Annotated in this window: 13 protein-coding genes; all 13 read left to right on the top strand. The window is 66.5% G+C overall.

Annotation, left to right across the window (positions count from 1 at the left end; all coding sequences use genetic code 11):
• The first annotated feature begins 18 nt into the window (after window positions 1-18).
• Complete coding sequence (locus tag DFR52_RS24360) at window positions 19-312, top strand: hypothetical protein (protein ID WP_146215664.1); 294 nt, start codon at window positions 19-21, stop codon at window positions 310-312.
• Between the two features lie 273 nt (window positions 313-585).
• Complete coding sequence (locus DFR52_RS23605; protein WP_110034547.1) at window positions 586-1,545, top strand: TAXI family TRAP transporter solute-binding subunit; 960 nt, start codon at window positions 586-588, stop codon at window positions 1,543-1,545.
• 135 nt (window positions 1,546-1,680) lie between these two features.
• Window positions 1,681-3,783 carry a TRAP transporter permease gene (locus tag DFR52_RS23600; protein WP_110034546.1) on the top strand — a complete coding sequence of 701 codons (2,103 nt, stop codon included), beginning with the start codon at window positions 1,681-1,683 and terminating at the stop codon, window positions 3,781-3,783.
• On the top strand, window positions 3,783-4,151 hold the full coding sequence (locus tag DFR52_RS23595; protein ID WP_110034565.1) for a DUF1850 domain-containing protein: 369 nt from the start codon (window positions 3,783-3,785) through the stop codon (window positions 4,149-4,151). The genes DFR52_RS23600 and DFR52_RS23595 overlap by 1 nt, the downstream gene beginning before the upstream one ends.
• An 89-nt stretch (window positions 4,152-4,240) precedes the next feature.
• Window positions 4,241-6,046, top strand: coding sequence for a sensor histidine kinase (locus DFR52_RS23590; RefSeq protein WP_210205902.1), 1,806 nt, complete (start codon window positions 4,241-4,243; stop codon window positions 6,044-6,046).
• Window positions 6,043-7,383 carry a sigma-54-dependent transcriptional regulator gene (locus DFR52_RS23585; protein WP_110034544.1) on the top strand — a complete coding sequence of 447 codons (1,341 nt, stop codon included), beginning with the start codon at window positions 6,043-6,045 and terminating at the stop codon, window positions 7,381-7,383. The genes DFR52_RS23590 and DFR52_RS23585 overlap by 4 nt, the downstream gene beginning before the upstream one ends.
• Before the next feature lie 223 nt (window positions 7,384-7,606).
• Complete coding sequence (locus DFR52_RS23580) at window positions 7,607-8,392, top strand: inositol monophosphatase family protein (RefSeq protein WP_110034543.1); 786 nt, start codon at window positions 7,607-7,609, stop codon at window positions 8,390-8,392.
• Window positions 8,393-8,477: 85 nt separating this feature from the next.
• The gene (locus tag DFR52_RS23575; protein ID WP_110034542.1) at window positions 8,478-9,557 is read left to right on the top strand and encodes an ABC transporter ATP-binding protein; all 1,080 of its coding nucleotides are present in this window, start codon (window positions 8,478-8,480) and stop codon (window positions 9,555-9,557) included.
• Window positions 9,558-9,713: 156 nt separating this feature from the next.
• The gene (locus tag DFR52_RS23570) at window positions 9,714-10,847 is read left to right on the top strand and encodes an ABC transporter substrate-binding protein (protein ID WP_110034541.1); all 1,134 of its coding nucleotides are present in this window, start codon (window positions 9,714-9,716) and stop codon (window positions 10,845-10,847) included.
• A 90-nt stretch (window positions 10,848-10,937) separates the two neighbouring features.
• A complete protein-coding gene (locus tag DFR52_RS23565; RefSeq protein ID WP_110034564.1) occupies window positions 10,938-11,759 on the top strand; it encodes an ABC transporter permease in 822 nt (273 codons plus the stop codon).
• Window positions 11,756-12,565 carry an ABC transporter permease gene (locus tag DFR52_RS23560; RefSeq protein ID WP_110034540.1) on the top strand — a complete coding sequence of 270 codons (810 nt, stop codon included), beginning with the start codon at window positions 11,756-11,758 and terminating at the stop codon, window positions 12,563-12,565. The genes DFR52_RS23565 and DFR52_RS23560 overlap by 4 nt, the downstream gene beginning before the upstream one ends.
• Window positions 12,565-13,605 (top strand): LacI family DNA-binding transcriptional regulator, encoded by a 1,041-nt coding sequence (locus DFR52_RS23555; protein ID WP_110034539.1) that lies wholly within the window; start codon window positions 12,565-12,567, stop codon window positions 13,603-13,605. The genes DFR52_RS23560 and DFR52_RS23555 overlap by 1 nt, the downstream gene beginning before the upstream one ends.
• Before the next feature lie 91 nt (window positions 13,606-13,696).
• Complete coding sequence (locus tag DFR52_RS23550; RefSeq protein ID WP_146215663.1) at window positions 13,697-14,212, top strand: 2'-5' RNA ligase family protein; 516 nt, start codon at window positions 13,697-13,699, stop codon at window positions 14,210-14,212.
• The last annotated feature ends 864 nt before the right edge of the window (window positions 14,213-15,076 follow it).

Genomic DNA, 15,076 nt, shown 5'->3' with positions numbered 1-15,076 from the left:
GAGGTAGTGAATATGGACATGTCTGAACCCTACATTGTCATCTATCATGAGACAGAGCGTGGTTTTGAATATGATAGAGAAGGCTACGATCTGCCAGAACTGGCTGGTACTATTCCTGTGATCGGCGATTATATTGTGAATCCCGGCGTCGCAAGAGGCGCGGATCGAATGTTAGCTGAAAACCACACCGTATACGAAGTCGTCCGCCGCTATTTTAAGCCACGGACATCTCCAAACTATGGCGCTCGTGTCGTTCTCGTCGTTAAGGCACGAAGTGGGGCAGAAGAGGAAGCAGACCTACTATCTCGTTAGGTCTAATTGGCTTCTAGCTTATCCTGGGATTTCGAAGACAGGTTCGGGCGGCAGTGCGGACAATGCGGCTGCAATATTTCGCTATTGGCAAGATGTTGCCAGGTCATCGTTGTGTTTGGGCAAAATATTGCCAACATTATGACGCGGTTCTGCACATAGCCCCGGAACGCAAGGGTTTGGCTTTCTGGCACGCCAATTGCTAGACTGACTGGGCACGAAATGGCGCGGAGGAGCGCCGTGCCATTCAACGTCACTGAACCTGAGGAGAATTCCATGACGTCTTTCAAACGCAGAACTTTTGTCGGAATGCTGGCCGCGGGCGCCATGGGCCTGGTCCAGGCTCCGGCGCAGGCAGAGGACCAGTTCATCAACATCCTGACCGGCGGCACGTCCGGCGTGTACTATCCGCTCGGCGTCGGCCTGTCGACGATCTACGGCGAGAAGATCGAAGGCGCCCGCACCCAGGTGCAGTCGACCAAGGCGTCGGTCGAAAACCTCAACCTCTTGCAGCAGGGCAAGGGCGAACTGGCGTTTGCGCTGGGCGATTCGGTCAAGCTCGCAGCCGAAGGCAATGCCGATGCCGGCTTCAAGGCGCCGCTCGACAAGCTGCGCGGCATCGCCGCCGTCTATCCGAACTACATCCAGATCGTCGCCTCCAAGGAAAGCGGCATCAAGACGCTGGCCGACCTCAAGGGCAAGAGCGTCTCGGTGGGTGCCGCCAAGTCCGGCACCGAACTCAACGCCCGGGCGATCTTCGCCGCCGCCGGCATGTCCTATGACGACCTGTCGAAGACCGAATACCTGCCGTTCGCCGAATCGGTGGAGCTGATCAAGAACCGGCAGCTCGACGCGACGCTGCAGTCGGCCGGTCTCGGGGTCTCCTCGATCAAAGACCTGTCCACTTCGGTGGAGATCCAGATGGTGGCCGTGCCGGAAGAAATCGTGGCCAAACTCGGCGCGCCCTACATCTCGGCAACGATCCCGTCCGGCACCTATACCGGCCAGGATGCCGATGTCGGCACCGTGGCGGTGGTCAACTTCCTCGTCACCCATTCCGATGTCAGCGACGATCTCGCCTACGAGATGACCAAGCAGCTGTTCGAGAACCTTCCGGACCTGGAATCCGCCCACAAGGCAGCGGCGCAGATCAAGCTCGAGAAGGCCATGGACGGCATGCCGATCCCGCTGCATCCCGGCGCCGAGCGCTACTACAAGGAAAAGGGCATCATGTAACAGCTTCGGCCAGGGCGCGGCGGGCGGCACTCAGTCGCTCGCCGCCCCCGGCCGGACTGACCTGCATCATCAGTGACGGAGCCCTGACCGGGTTCCGTCGCGATGTCCCTGCTGCAGCGTTTCGGGAGACAACACATGCTGCATGACTCCGCCCAGACCAAGCCTGCCAACACCCCGGACCTCGACCTGCACGACCCGCTCGCGGCCAGCTTTCCGGCGAGCGTCGAAGGCCGGATCCTGTTCTGGATCGCCGTCGCCTTCTCGCTGTTCCAGATCGCCACGGCGGCGCATCTGGTCAATTTCTCGAGCCAGATCGTGCGCGCCTTCCATGTCGGCTTCCTGATGCTGCTGACCTTCCCGCTGATCGGCGCGGTTCGCCATTACGGCATCGCCGCCAAGGCCGCCTGCTGGACGCTCGCCGGGCTCGGCGTCGCGGTGGCGCTCTACCAGTATGTCGAGTTCACGCCGCTCCTGCTGCGCGCCGGCGATCCGCTGCCGCGCGACATGGTGATGGGCGTGATCGCGCTGGCGACGGTGTTTCTGGCCGGCTGGATGATCATGGGCCCGGCGCTGCCGATCATATCCGGCCTGTTTCTCGCCTACTGCCTGTTCGGCCAGCACCTGCCGTCGCCGCTCAACCACCGCGGCTACGATTTTTCCCAGGTCATCGACCAGATGGCCTACGGCACCGAAGGCATCTACGGCATCCCGATCTTCGTGTCGTCGAGCTACATCTTCCTGTTCATCCTGTTCGGCTCGTTCCTGGAGAAGGCCGGCATGATCGGCCTGTTCACCGATGTCTCGCTCGGTCTCGTCGGCCACAAGCGCGGCGGTGCGGCCAAGGTGGCGGTGATCTCGTCGGGGCTGATGGGCACGATTTCCGGCTCCGGCGTCGCCAATGTGGTGACCACCGGGCAGTTCACGATCCCGCTGATGAAGAAATTCGGCTACCGCCCGGCCTTTGCCGGCGGGGTCGAGGCCACGGCCTCGATGGGCGGGCAGATCATGCCGCCGGTGATGGGGGCGGTGGCCTTCATCATGGCGGAGACGCTCGGCGTCGAATACCACGAGGTGGTCAAGGCGGCGCTGATCCCGGCCATCCTCTATTTCGCCTCGGCCTTCTGGATGGTGCATCTGGAGGCCGGCAAGTACAATCTGGTGGGGCTGGCGAAAAGCGAGCTGCCGTCGCCGGTCAAGGCGCTGCGCGAGCGCTGGTACCTGCTCTTGCCGCTCGGCGTGCTGGTCTATCTGCTGTTCTCCGGCTACACGCCGCTGTTTGCCGGCACGGTCGGGCTGGCGCTGACGGTGCTGCTGATCCTCGGCGGCTCGATCGCGCTCGGCTTCTCGCAGCCGGCGCTCAGGGTGATCTTCTGGATCTGCCTCGGCGTGGTCGCTGCCACGTTCTTCAAGGTCGGGATCATGGTCATCCTGGCGGCGGTGGCGGCGCTGATTGCCTGGAACGCGCTGTCGAAGGGCGGGCGCGAGACGCTGATCATCTGCCGGGATTCACTGGCCGAGGGCGCCAAGACGGCGCTGCCGGTCGGCGTCGCCTGCGCCATCGTCGGCATCATCATCGGCACCATGACGCTGACGGGGGCCGCCAACACCTTCGGCCAGTTCATCGTCTCTGTGGGCGAGCAGAGCCTGTTCCTGTCGCTGGTGCTGACCATGATCACCTGCATCGTGCTCGGCATGGGGATTCCGACCATCCCCAACTACATCATCACCTCGTCGATCGCCGGACCGGCGCTGCTCAAGCTCGGCGTGCCGCTGATGGTCAGCCACATGTTCGTCTTCTATTTCGGCATCCTCGCCGACCTGACGCCGCCGGTGGCGCTGGCCTGTTTCGCCGCGGCACCGATCGCCAGGGAGAGCGGACTGAAGATCTCGATGGAGGCGATCAAGGTGGCGGCGGCGGGCTTCGTCATCCCGTTCATGGCGGTCTACACGCCGGCGCTGATGCTGCAGGACGGCGGGCCGCTGGCGGCCGAGATCGGCTACATCCCGGCGGTGATCTATGTCGTTGCCAAGACCGTGCTGGCGATCGGGCTGTGGGGCGCGGTGGTGATCGGCTATCTCGGCAGCCCGCTCGGCTGGCCGCTCCGGCTGCTGGCGCTGGCGGCCTCGTTCACGCTGGTGGCGTCGCTGCCGGTGACCGACGAGATCGGCTTCGCGCTGGCGGCGGTGTTCTCCTTCCTGTGCTGGCGGCAGATGCGGGCGGTGGCGGAGCCGGCCTGATGGCGGCGGCGCTCTGCGTGATCGCCGCCGGCAAGATGACGGCGATCGCGCTCACCGCCTTCACCCTGTCCTGGACCCATTCGGTGGAAAAGACCGAATGGCGCGAGAGCTGGGCGATCGAGGGCGATCGGCTGGCGCTGACAGAGGCCTCGGTCAAGGGCTCCGGCGCCGGCATGGATCCGGGCGAGGGCGCGGTGCTGCGGGACGGATGGTGGGTCTGGACGCCGCGGCTCGCCCCGGTCGAGAGCCTGTCGCTGGCGCAATCCGGCGCCACGGTGTCGGCCTGGCATCTCTGTCATGACGGGGCGTGCACCGATCTCGGCGCGCTCGCCGGCGACGGCATCACGCTCCGGCCCTGCGACCCATGAGCAGACGGTGTGCCGGGGACGGATTTGCCAGGCCGCGGCGATCGGCTAGTCTTGCGGAGGCTGGCGAGGGAGAGGCGGCGGAGATGCGGATGCACAGACGCGACGGCAGACTGACGCTGCTGATGCTGGCGGCAGCGGGGATCGCTTCGCTGGCTGCCTGGTACGTGGCCCATGGCGCCGCCATCTCGGCGCTGCAGGCGGGGCTGGAGCAGAACCTGATCGTCACCAAGCGGGCGATCGAGAGCGAGGTCGAGCGCTTCCGCTACCTGCCGCGGGTGCTGGGCGAGGACGCCCGCATCCGGCAGCTGATCGCGCGGCCGGGCGACGGGGACGCGGTGGAGGCTGCCAATGCCTATCTCAGGACGGTGGCCGGCCAGTCGGGGGCCGCGCAGCTCTACGTGCTCAACGATGCCGGCCTGACGCTGGCGGCCAGCAACCACGACGAGCCCGGCAGCTTCGTCGGCAACAGCTACAGTTTCCGGCCCTATTACCGCGACGCCATGGCCGGCGGCGAAGGCCGCTACTACGCCATCGGCGTGACCACCGGCCGGCCCGGCTACTTCCTGTCCTCGCGGCTCCTGACCCGGGACGGCATCATCGGCGTCGTGGTGGCCAAGGTCGATCTGGAGCCGCTGGAAACAGCATGGCAGGCGGCCGGCGCGCAGACGGCGATCGCCGACCGCAACGGCGTGGTGTTCCTGTCGGGCAATCCGGACTGGAAATACCGACCGCTGTCGCCGCTGACGGCGCAGGCGCAGGCGCGCATCGCCGAGGAGCGCACCTATGAGGGGATCGAGCTCGCGAGCGCCCGGCCGCTGCTCGAGGGCGGCAGCGCGGCAGCGCCGGCCGGCGCGGGCGGGACGGAATTTGCGCCGGGCGCCGGCGGCTCCGGGCTGCTGGCGCGGTTTCGTCCGGTCGATCCGGACGGCTGGCTGATCCTCTCGGCCACCGACACCGCCGCGGCGCGCGACCGGGCCGGCTTCTGGGCGCTGGTGGCCGGGCTCTCGGGGCTGCTTGCCGCCGGCGGCGTGCATTACCTCGGGCAGCGCCGGGTGCTCACCCAGCTCAGACTGAGACAGACCGACATGCTGGAGCGGATGGTGGGCGAGCGCACCCGCGAACTGGCGCGCGAGAACGAGATCCGCCGCCGCACCGAGGCCGACCTGCGCGCCGCCCAGGAGGGGTTGATCCATTCCGAGAAGATGGCGGCGCTGGGGCGCATGTCGGCGGCAATCGTGCACGAGGTGGCCCAGCCGCTGGCCGCGCTCGAGACGACGCTCGCCACAGCCGACGCGCTGGCGCGGCAGATCGATGCCGGGCCGGTGGGCGAGAGGCTCAAGGCGGCGCGGGCGCTGATCCGCCGCATGCAGCGCACGGTCAAGCACCTCAAGAGCTTCGGCCGCAGGGATGCCGCCGAACTGACGCTGGTCGACATCGACGAGGCGGTCCGCAACGCGCTCGAGGTCGTCTCGGCGCGCGCCCGCAGCGTCGGCGTGACGCCGCATTTCGCGCCGGAGGGCTCGCCGCCCTTCGTGCCGGCGGTGGCGGTGAAGCTGGAGCAGGTGCTGATCAACCTGATCGTCAATGCGCTCGATGCGGTCGAGGGCGCAGCCCAGGGCGCGGTGACGGTCGAGCGGGAGAGCGCCGGCGCGCGACTGACGGTGCGGGTGAGCGACAACGGGCCGGGCATCTCGCGCGAGCTGATGCCGCGGATCTCCGAGCCGTTCTTCACCACCAAGATCTCCGGCGGGGGCCTCGGTCTCGGCCTGTCGATCTCCAATGCCATCATGGCTGAGTTCGGCGGCGACATCGTCTTCTCGTCCGCACCCGGCGGCGGAACGGTGGCGACGGTCAGCATGCCCGTCGCCCCACCGCAGCGGGTGGCCGCAGAATGAGCGGGCGCGGCAGGGTGCTGCTGGTCGACGACGACGCCGACCTTCTGGCGGCCGCCAGCGACTGGCTGCAGGTCTCCGGCTTCGAGGTCACGGCGGTGGCCGATCCGCATCGGGTGGCAGGCCGCATCGACGAGACCGATCCCGACGTGGTGGTCACCGACATCCGCATGCCGGGCCGGGACGGGATGGCGCTGCTCTCCGACATCACCGCGGGCCGCCCCGATCTGCCGGTGGTGCTGATGACCGGCCATGGCGACGTGGCGCTTGCCGTCAGCGCGATGCGGCAGGGCGCCGAGGATTTCATCGAAAAGCCCTATGACGCAGACCACCTGGTGAGCGTGCTCGACCGCGCCGTTGGCAAGCGGCGGATGGGCCGCGAGATCGCCAGGCTCAAGCGGCTGGTGGCGGCCGGTGACAGCGGCGGCATCATCGGCGACAGTTCCGCCATGCGGCTGATGCGCGACCGCATTGCCACGCTCGCCGCCATCGACATCGACGTGCTGATCATCGGCGAGACCGGCACCGGCAAGGAACTGGTGGCGCGCGCGCTGCATGACGGCAGTCCGCGGCGCGCGGGGCCGTTCGTGGCGGTCAATTGCGCGGCCATCCCCGAGAGCATCTTCGAAAGCGAGGTCTTCGGTCACGCCAGGGGAGCGTTCACCGGGGCGCAGGCCGAGCGCAAGGGCAAGTTCGAATATGCCGACGGCGGCACCATCTTTCTCGACGAGATCGAATCGATGCCGGCCGGGCTGCAGGCCAAGATCCTGAGGGTGCTGCAGGAGCGGCAGATCGAGCGGCTGGGCGACAACGTGCCCCGCCGGGTGGACATCCGCGTGGTGACGGCTGCCAAGACCGATCTGGGCGAGGCGATTGCCGGCGGCGGCTTTCGCCAGGACCTGTTCTACAGGCTGGCGGGCACCGAGATCCGGATCCCGCCGCTCCGCCACCGCAAGGACGACATCCCGCTGCTGTTCACGCATTTTGCCCGGATGGCGGCGCAGCGCCACGGCCGGCCCGATCCGGAAATCGGTGCGGCGATCCAGACGACGATTTGCGCCGGTGACTGGCCCGGCAATGTGCGCGAACTGAAAGCCCGGGCGGAGCGCTTCGCGCTCGGCCTCGATGAACTGGCAGGCATGCCGGCCTCTTCCGGCGGGACGGCGGGAAGCAGCCTTCCCGACCGGCTTGCCGCCTTCGAGATCGCCGAGATCCGCGCCGCCATGGACGCCTGCGACGGGCGCTGCGCGATGGCCGCCGAACGGCTCGGCATTCCGCGGCGGACGCTGAACGAGAAGCTCAGCCGCTTCGGCCTGCGCGGGGCGGTTGCGAAGGATTGACGGCAACGCGAAGCAGCCGATCGTCGGCCATTTTTCGAGATCCAGTTCCGGTGCGGTTGTAAGCATTCCGCTCGCGGAACACGCGGCGCGAGCGCGCATTTCGACCAAGCGACTATCGGTCAGGTGCTCCGGCCGAGGCAGCGAGCATCCCGGGACTGGTTCAACGTTGACGGATTTGCACAGCTGTGCAATCCTGAAGCCGAGGAGACTGCGGGGAGTGAGAATGGCTCGGCTTGAGGAGAGAGCTGCGTTCTGTCGCGGCCTGGCCGTGGAGGCAGGCGCGCTGGTGATGCGCGGCTTTGGCCGTGCCCGGCCCTTCGACATGAAGGGTCCGCAGGACTACCTGACCGAAACCGACGGCCTGTGCGAGGCCTTCATCCGCCAGCGCATTGTTGCGGCCTTTCCCGAGGACGGATTCTTCGGCGAGGAGAGCGGCGGCGCCGCATCCGGCGATGTCTGGGTGGTCGATCCGATTGACGGAACTGCCAACTTTGCCCGCGGCATCCCCCATTTCTGCGTGGCCATCGCCTTTGTCCACGATGGCCGGACCGAGCTCGGTGCGATCTGCAACCCGGCGGCCGGCGATCTCTATTTCGCCCGCCGGGGGCAGGGCGCAACGCTGAACGGCGAGCCGATCCGGGTGTCATCCGCCGTTTCGGCGCAATCGGCGACAGTCGAACTCGGCTGGTCGACGCGAATTGCCAAGGCTACCTATCTCCGCACTCTCGAGACGCTGATCGACCAGGGCTTCAACGTGCGCCGCGCGGGCTCCGGCGCGCTCGGTCTTGCCTATGTCGCCGACGGCCGAAACGAGGCCTATGCGGAAAGCCACATGAATTCATGGGACTGTCTTATTGGCCTGCTATTGGTCGAGGAAGCGGGCGGCGGGGTCTGCGCGTTTCTCGGGGACGGCAGCCTCGAATCGGGCGGCGCCGTTCTGGCCGCGGCCCCTGGACTGGCGGATCTTGTCAGTCGTGCGACGGGAATATCGCTTCAATCGGCGGATTGAGGTGGGGAAATGCCTGTGGCGCGAAAGCGCTTCTGGCTCGCGATGCACAGCTGTGCAGCCGTGAAATCAGGCAGGGAGCAGATTGTTGGGCGGTTATCTTGAGGTTGCGGGCGCACGGGTGAGTTACGGCGAGCTGGAGGTGCTCAAGGGCGTCGACCTGTCGGTGGCCAAGGGCGAGTTCGTGGCCCTGCTGGGCTCGTCGGGCTGCGGCAAGACGACACTTTTGCGCACCATTGCCGGCTTTCACACGCCGAGCCACGGCGCCATCCGCATCGACGGCCGCGACGTCACCCGCGAGCCGCCGGACAGGCGCGGCATGGCGCTGGTGTTCCAGTCCTATGCGCTCTGGCCGCACATGACGGTGGACCAGAACATCGGCTACGGGCTCAAGATCCGCCGGGTCGGCGCGGGCGCCGCCGCGGCGCGCATCGCCGAGGTCAGGGCGCTGCTGGGGCTCGACGCGCTCGGCCGGCGCAAGCCGGGCGAACTCTCGGGCGGCCAGCGGCAGCGGGTGGCGCTCGGCCGGGCGCTGGCGATCAATCCGGACATCCTGCTGCTCGACGAGCCGCTGTCCAATCTCGACGCGCGCATCCGGCTGACCGTCCGCCACGAGATCAGCGCGCTGCAGCGCCGGCTCGGCATCACCGCGGTGCATGTCACCCATGATCGCGAGGAGGCAATGGTGATGGCCGACCGGATCGTCATCCTCAATGGCGGCGAGATCGCCCAGGTCGGCACGCCGCAGCAGGTCTACAACCAGCCGGCCTCGGACTTCGTCGCAGCCTTCATGGGGGCGGAGAACGTCATCGATCTCGACGTCCTTGCCGGTGGAGAAACGTTGATTGTCGCCGAAGGGCCGCACAACCGCCGCGCCGCGCTGAGCCGCCAGGGCCGCGACCTGGCGAGCGGTTCCGCCATGGCGCGCTTCCGCAGCGAGGCCATCAGCCTCGTCGATGCGCGCGGGAGCGATGGCGAGCCGGGCCCGGGCGTGCTGCAGCTCGAGGGCGTGGTCGGCCAGGTGAGCTATCCCGGCGGTCTCTGGCGCCATGTCATCCATCTCGGCGAGCGCACCGTCATGGTCGACGCCGAGCACTGTTTCGAGGCCGGCACGGCGGTGCATCTGCGCATCCGGGACGACCGGCTCTATCTGTTTCCCCGTTCGTAGGGCGGGGAGGGAAGCGGGCGGAACCGCCCTGGAAGCGGCCTTTCGGCCGATTTCACACTCTGGTGAGCGCCCGCAAGGGCTCTCGCCGTCAACGGCGGTCAGACCCTGACCGACGCGCTGCATCTGCCATTGGGCAACCACAAAGGGAGTTTTGTGATGAGAAAAGTCTGTTATCCGCTTGTCGCGCTTGCACTGACCACATCGCCGGTTCTGGCCGAGGAACTGACGGTGCTGACCGCCGGCGACCAGAACATGGTCGACTACGTCAACGAATATCTCGGCCCGCTGTTTGAATCCCAGAACCCGGGAACCACCGTTCGCGCCGTCGGCACCGGCCCCGGCGATGCGGGCTCGCAGAAGATCCTCGAGCGCTTCGACGCCCAGGCCCAGGCCAATGTCGGCACCTGGGACGCCGACGTCGCCGTGGTGCACGAGAAGTTCGCCGGACCGATGGTCGAAAAGGGCTATCTCGACGCCTATCGCGGCGACATCGAGAACGGCAAGCTTGCCACCGGCGCCAATTCGAAGATGGCGCTCGGCACCAATGTCGACGGCTATGTGATGCCGATGTTCTCCAGCCAGACGGCGCTCGCCTACAACCCGGCGCTGGTCCCCACTCCGCCCAGGAGCTACGAGGAACTGGCGACCTGGGCCAAGGAAAATCCCAAGCAGTTCGGCTACAACGGCATCAAGGGCGGCGCCTCCGGCGTGAGCTTCGTCATGGGCTGGATCTATGCCTTCGCCGGCGACGCCGACAAGCTGATGAACGGTCCCTTCGAGGAGGCCGAGACCGCCAAGTGGTCCGACGCCTTCGCCAGCCTCAAGGACTTCACCACCAACGCCACGCTGACGCCCGGCAACGCCGGCACGCTCGACATGCTCAGCCGCGGCGAGATCTCCATGGGGCCGGTCTGGGTCGACATGTTCTATTCCTGGAAGGCCGACGGCAAGCTGCCGCCGGAGATGAAACTGGTGCTGCCGGCACCCGGCATGCCCGGCCAGCCGATGCATTATGTCATTCCGGAAAAGAGCGGCCACAAGGACCTGGCGGAGAAGTTCGTCAACCTTGCCACCAGCCCGGAAGTGCAGGCCGAAGGCATCGTCAAGCGCTTCAACTGGTATCCGGGCATCGATGCGCAGCTGGTGCAGTCGAAGCTTGATGCCGCGACATGGGACAAGCTGTTCACCGACATCTCGCCCGAGGATCTGGCGAAGAACGGCAAGTCCTTCCCGATCGCGCCCTACAACACCGCGATCCTGGAGGCCTATGAGCGCCAGGTCGGCAACTGACAGCAACAGCGCCGCGGCCTTCGGGGCGCGGCGCATCCCATCCCGCGCCGGTCGCGGGCTGTCCCGTCCAACCGCATTCGGGTGATCACCATGCCGGTTCCGTTTCTCGGCCTTCTTCTCGTCACGCCGGCTTTGCTGGTGGTGACGCTGCTGTTCATCGTGCCTCTGGCGAGTTCGATCACGGGGGCGTTTGATGTCGACGGGAATTTCGGCATCGGCAATTTCCAGAAGGCCTTCGAACTCTACAGCTCCGACATCGTCTTCACGATCGTCATCGTGCTGCTGTCGTCCGTGCTGATCGGGCTCTGTTCGATCGCCATCGGCGGCTACCTGACGCTCGGCAACAATCCGCGCGCGGTGTCGATCCTGAAATGGCTCTACCGCTGGCCTCTGTTCATTCCCTTCATCGTCGTCGGCCAGATCCTGCGCACCTTCCTGGCCAAGAACGGGCTGATGAACTCGATGCTGATGGAAAGCGGAATCCTGACCGCCGCCCAGACGATCAGCTTTCTCGACTGGCGCGGCATTGTCATCGCCTTCGTCTGGAAGCAGACCCCGTTCGTCACGCTGCTCATCGCCGGCGCCATGGCCTCGCTCGACCGGGCGATGATCGAATCGGCACGCAATCTCGGCGCCAGCCGGCTGCGCATCCTGGTCGAGATCATCCTGCCGCAGGTGCTGCCGACGCTGCTGGTCGGCCTGATCCTGAGCTTCGTCACCATGATGTCGGTGCTGTCGGTGCCGCTGATGATCAACGCCCAGTCGCCGACCATGATCACCGCCAGCATGGCATTCCGCATCAACGCCTATGGCGACTACGGCGTCGCCAACGCGCTTGGCGTCATTTCGCTCATGACCACCAGCGTGGTGGCCTGGATCCATCTGCGCCAGACCATGAGGGAACACCGTTGACTTTGAACGACCTCAAATGGATCCCGCGCGGACTCTGCCTTGGCCTGCTGGCCTTCGCCATCTTCGGGCCGCTGACCAATCTGGTGCTGTGGGCGGTCACGGAGCGCTGGTACTTTCCGCACGCGCTGCCGCTCGAATACGGCTTTACCTACTGGGCCAAGGTGTTTTCGCCGCGCGGCAACGCCACGGTCTCGCTGCTGACCAGCGTGATGATCGCCTGCCTGACGGTGGTGGTGTCGGTGGGGCTTGCCATTCCGGCGGGCTATGCGCTGGCGCGGCTGAAGCTGCCGCTGCGCGGGGTGATCCTGCTGCTGCTCTTGATCCCGCAGGCGTTTCCGAACCTGCCGGTCTATGTCAACATCGCCCGCATCTTCTACCAGTTCGGGCTCAACGGGACAATTCTCGGCGTGGTCCTGGTGCATGTCACCCACGGCCTGGTCTACGCGGTGTGGATCGCCACTGCCGCATTCTCCGCGGTCGATGGGGAACTCGAGGAGGCGGCGCGCTCGATCGGCGCCTCGGCGATGCGGACCTTCGTCGACGTCACGCTGCCGATCGCCGCACCCGGGCTGCTGGCAAGCTCGATCTTCGTGTTCCTGGAATCGCTCGACGAGTTCACCGGTACCTATTTCGTCGGCGCGCCGGATGTTTCCACGCTGCCGCTGCTGCTTTATACGGCGGGTTCGGGCGGCAATTACCAGATCGCCTCGATCACGGCCCTCGTGCTGCTGGTGCCCTCGATCGCGTTCATGTTCGTCATCGAGAAGTTCCTTCGCGCCGACGTGCTGTCCAAGGTGGGGCGCTGATGGCGGAGAAGGACGACGCATTCGACATCGGGCTGCCGCGCTACATCAGCGCCTACGAAGTGGCGAGGAAAGCCGGCGTGTCGCGCTCGGCAGTGTCGCGCACCTTCACCCGCGGGGCGAGCGTGTCGGAGGCGACGCGCGCGAAGGTGACGAAGGCCGCCGAGGAACTCGGCTACCAGGTCAACGATCTCGCCCGCGGGCTGCTTGCCAACCGCAGCAAGCTCGTCGGCATGATCGCGGCGGATTCCGAGACGCCGTTCCGGACGCTGCAGATCTCGGCGATCTCGCGTCTTCTGGTGGCGAGCGGCCGGGTGCCGGTGCTGATCCCGACAGACAAGAGCGAGACCGCCTCGCGCGCCTCGCATGCCACGCTGCTGCGCTACCGGGCCGAGGCGACGATCATGCTCTCGGGCATGCCGTCGAAGGCCTTCGTCGATCTCGCGCAGCGCAACGGCCAGCCGCTGATCGCGGTGGGCCGCAGCGAGGAGGGACCCGACCACATCAGGATCAACAACATCCGCGCGGCGGAAACGGCGGTGCGGATCTTCGCCGCGCGCGGCATGCGCCGGATCGGGCTGATCACCTCCAGGGTCGGCAGCCCCAACCTGGTGGAGCGCGAACAGGCCTACATGCGGCACGCCGGGCAGATGGGGCTCGAGGTGACGGTCGAGCGCGGCGAGCGCACCGACTACCAGGGCGGCACCTTCGCCGCCTCGCTGCTGCTGGCGCGGTCGAAGGGCATCGAGGGCGTGTTCTGCGTCAATGACCTGATGGCCTTCGGGCTGATGGACTATGCGCGCCACATGCTGGGCATCTCGATCCCGGCCGACCTGTCGGTGATCGGGCTCGACGACGTCCCGGAAGCCGAGTGGGGCGCCTACCGGCTGACCACCTTCCGCCAGGACGCCGAACAGCAGGCAGCCGAGATCATGCGCGTGCTCGAGCAGCGGCTGTCCTCGCCGGGCGCGCCGCCGATCATCGCCGAACTCGAACTGCCGCTGGTGGTGCGCGACACCGTCAGGCCGATCGAGAGCGCATGATGCGGCCTGACGCGCCTGCCGCGGCGCCCGGCCATTGCAGCTGCAGGACTTTCGGGCCAAATGCATTGAACACCCGAACCCGGACCGGCAAATGAAACACTGTCACTCCATCTGGCTGATGCCATCGGACCCCGACCACGCCATGCTCTCCCGTATCGTCGGGCGGCTGGCGGACGAATTCGGCACGCAGCGCTTCAGCCCGCATCTGACGCTGGTCGAGGACATGGGGCGGCCGGCCGACGAGCTCGCGGCACTGCTCGATCGCGATTTTTCCGGCCGCGCCGCCTTCGAGGCGCCGGTCGCGGCGGTGAGTGGCCTGCCGCTGTTCTTCCGCTCGCTGTTTGCGGCCTTTGCCGCAGAGGGGCCGCTGCTCGAGCTCAAGCGCACGGCGGTGACCACGTTCGGCCGCGGCGATATCGACAGCTTCCTGCCGCACATCTCGCTCGCCTACGGCGTCACGGAAGAGAAGAAGCCGCCGGCGATCGCCCGCCTCAACGCCGAACTCGCCGGTCGGACGATCCGGTTTGATAGCATCGTCGTGGCCGCCTCCGGCCAGGAGATCCCGATCGAGGACTGGGCAATCGCGGCGCGGCTGCGGCTCGGATAGGCGGTCGACGGCATTCACACAGCGGTGTGGTGGCCCATGGCTGTGGAGTTGAGGTGATGCGTGACGGTGTGGAGGGTGCGCTGCCCCTTCCCTCATCCTGAGGAGCGACCGCAGCGCAGGGAGCCTCGAAGGGCGAGGGAAGGCCGGTGCGGCGGATGAGAGGTGGGGACAGTTTACTTGTGGAAACTGTGCCCGAGGCCTGATCCGCTGCCAAAAGTAAACTGTCCCCGACATCCCGCGCGCCGACGCGGCGCTGCTGGACCTCGGCCCTTCGAGCTCGCTACGCAAGCACCTCAGGAAGGGTCGGGGTGACGGGGCCGCGGAGATTACGGCTTGCAGGCAAGAAACGTTGTGGATGCCTCCGACCCCCTCACCAACAAAATCTACAGCTTGGCCCTGCGGTCCAAGGCTGTGATTTTGTGTCCTCTCCCACCAGGGGAGAGGTGGAAACGCGGAAGCCGCGGCGCACCCCCCTCTCCCTTGGTGGGAGAGGAAGCAATTTCAGCGTCTTAACGCAGTTAAGCGCTAGAAATTGCAGGTGAGGGGGTTGTTGCCGCCCGCCGCCTGGCTCTTGTCATTGAGCCCCACGCTGTCAACATGCCCAGCCACCTCCGAAATGTGTGAATCACGGAGCCTTGCGGGGGAGATGTCACCGAAGGTGACAGAGGGGGCGGTCGCCGCATATCCCGATGGTCCGGATGCGTGGCGGCATGCCCCCCTCTGTCGGCTTGCGCCGACATCTCCCCCACAAGGGGGGAGAGTGGGCTCAGCGCAAGCGGCGAGCCTATCCGGCCGAAACTGTTGGACGATTCCACAACTCCCATTCAGCAATTTCAATCCCTTGACGCGATTTCCGCCCCGGCT

The organism is Hoeflea marina, from assembly GCF_003182275.1.
Classification (GTDB): Bacteria; Pseudomonadota; Alphaproteobacteria; order Rhizobiales; family Rhizobiaceae; genus Hoeflea; species Hoeflea marina.
The sequence above is the reverse complement of the archived record's forward strand: the minus strand, read 5'-3'. Positions and strand labels throughout refer to the sequence as shown.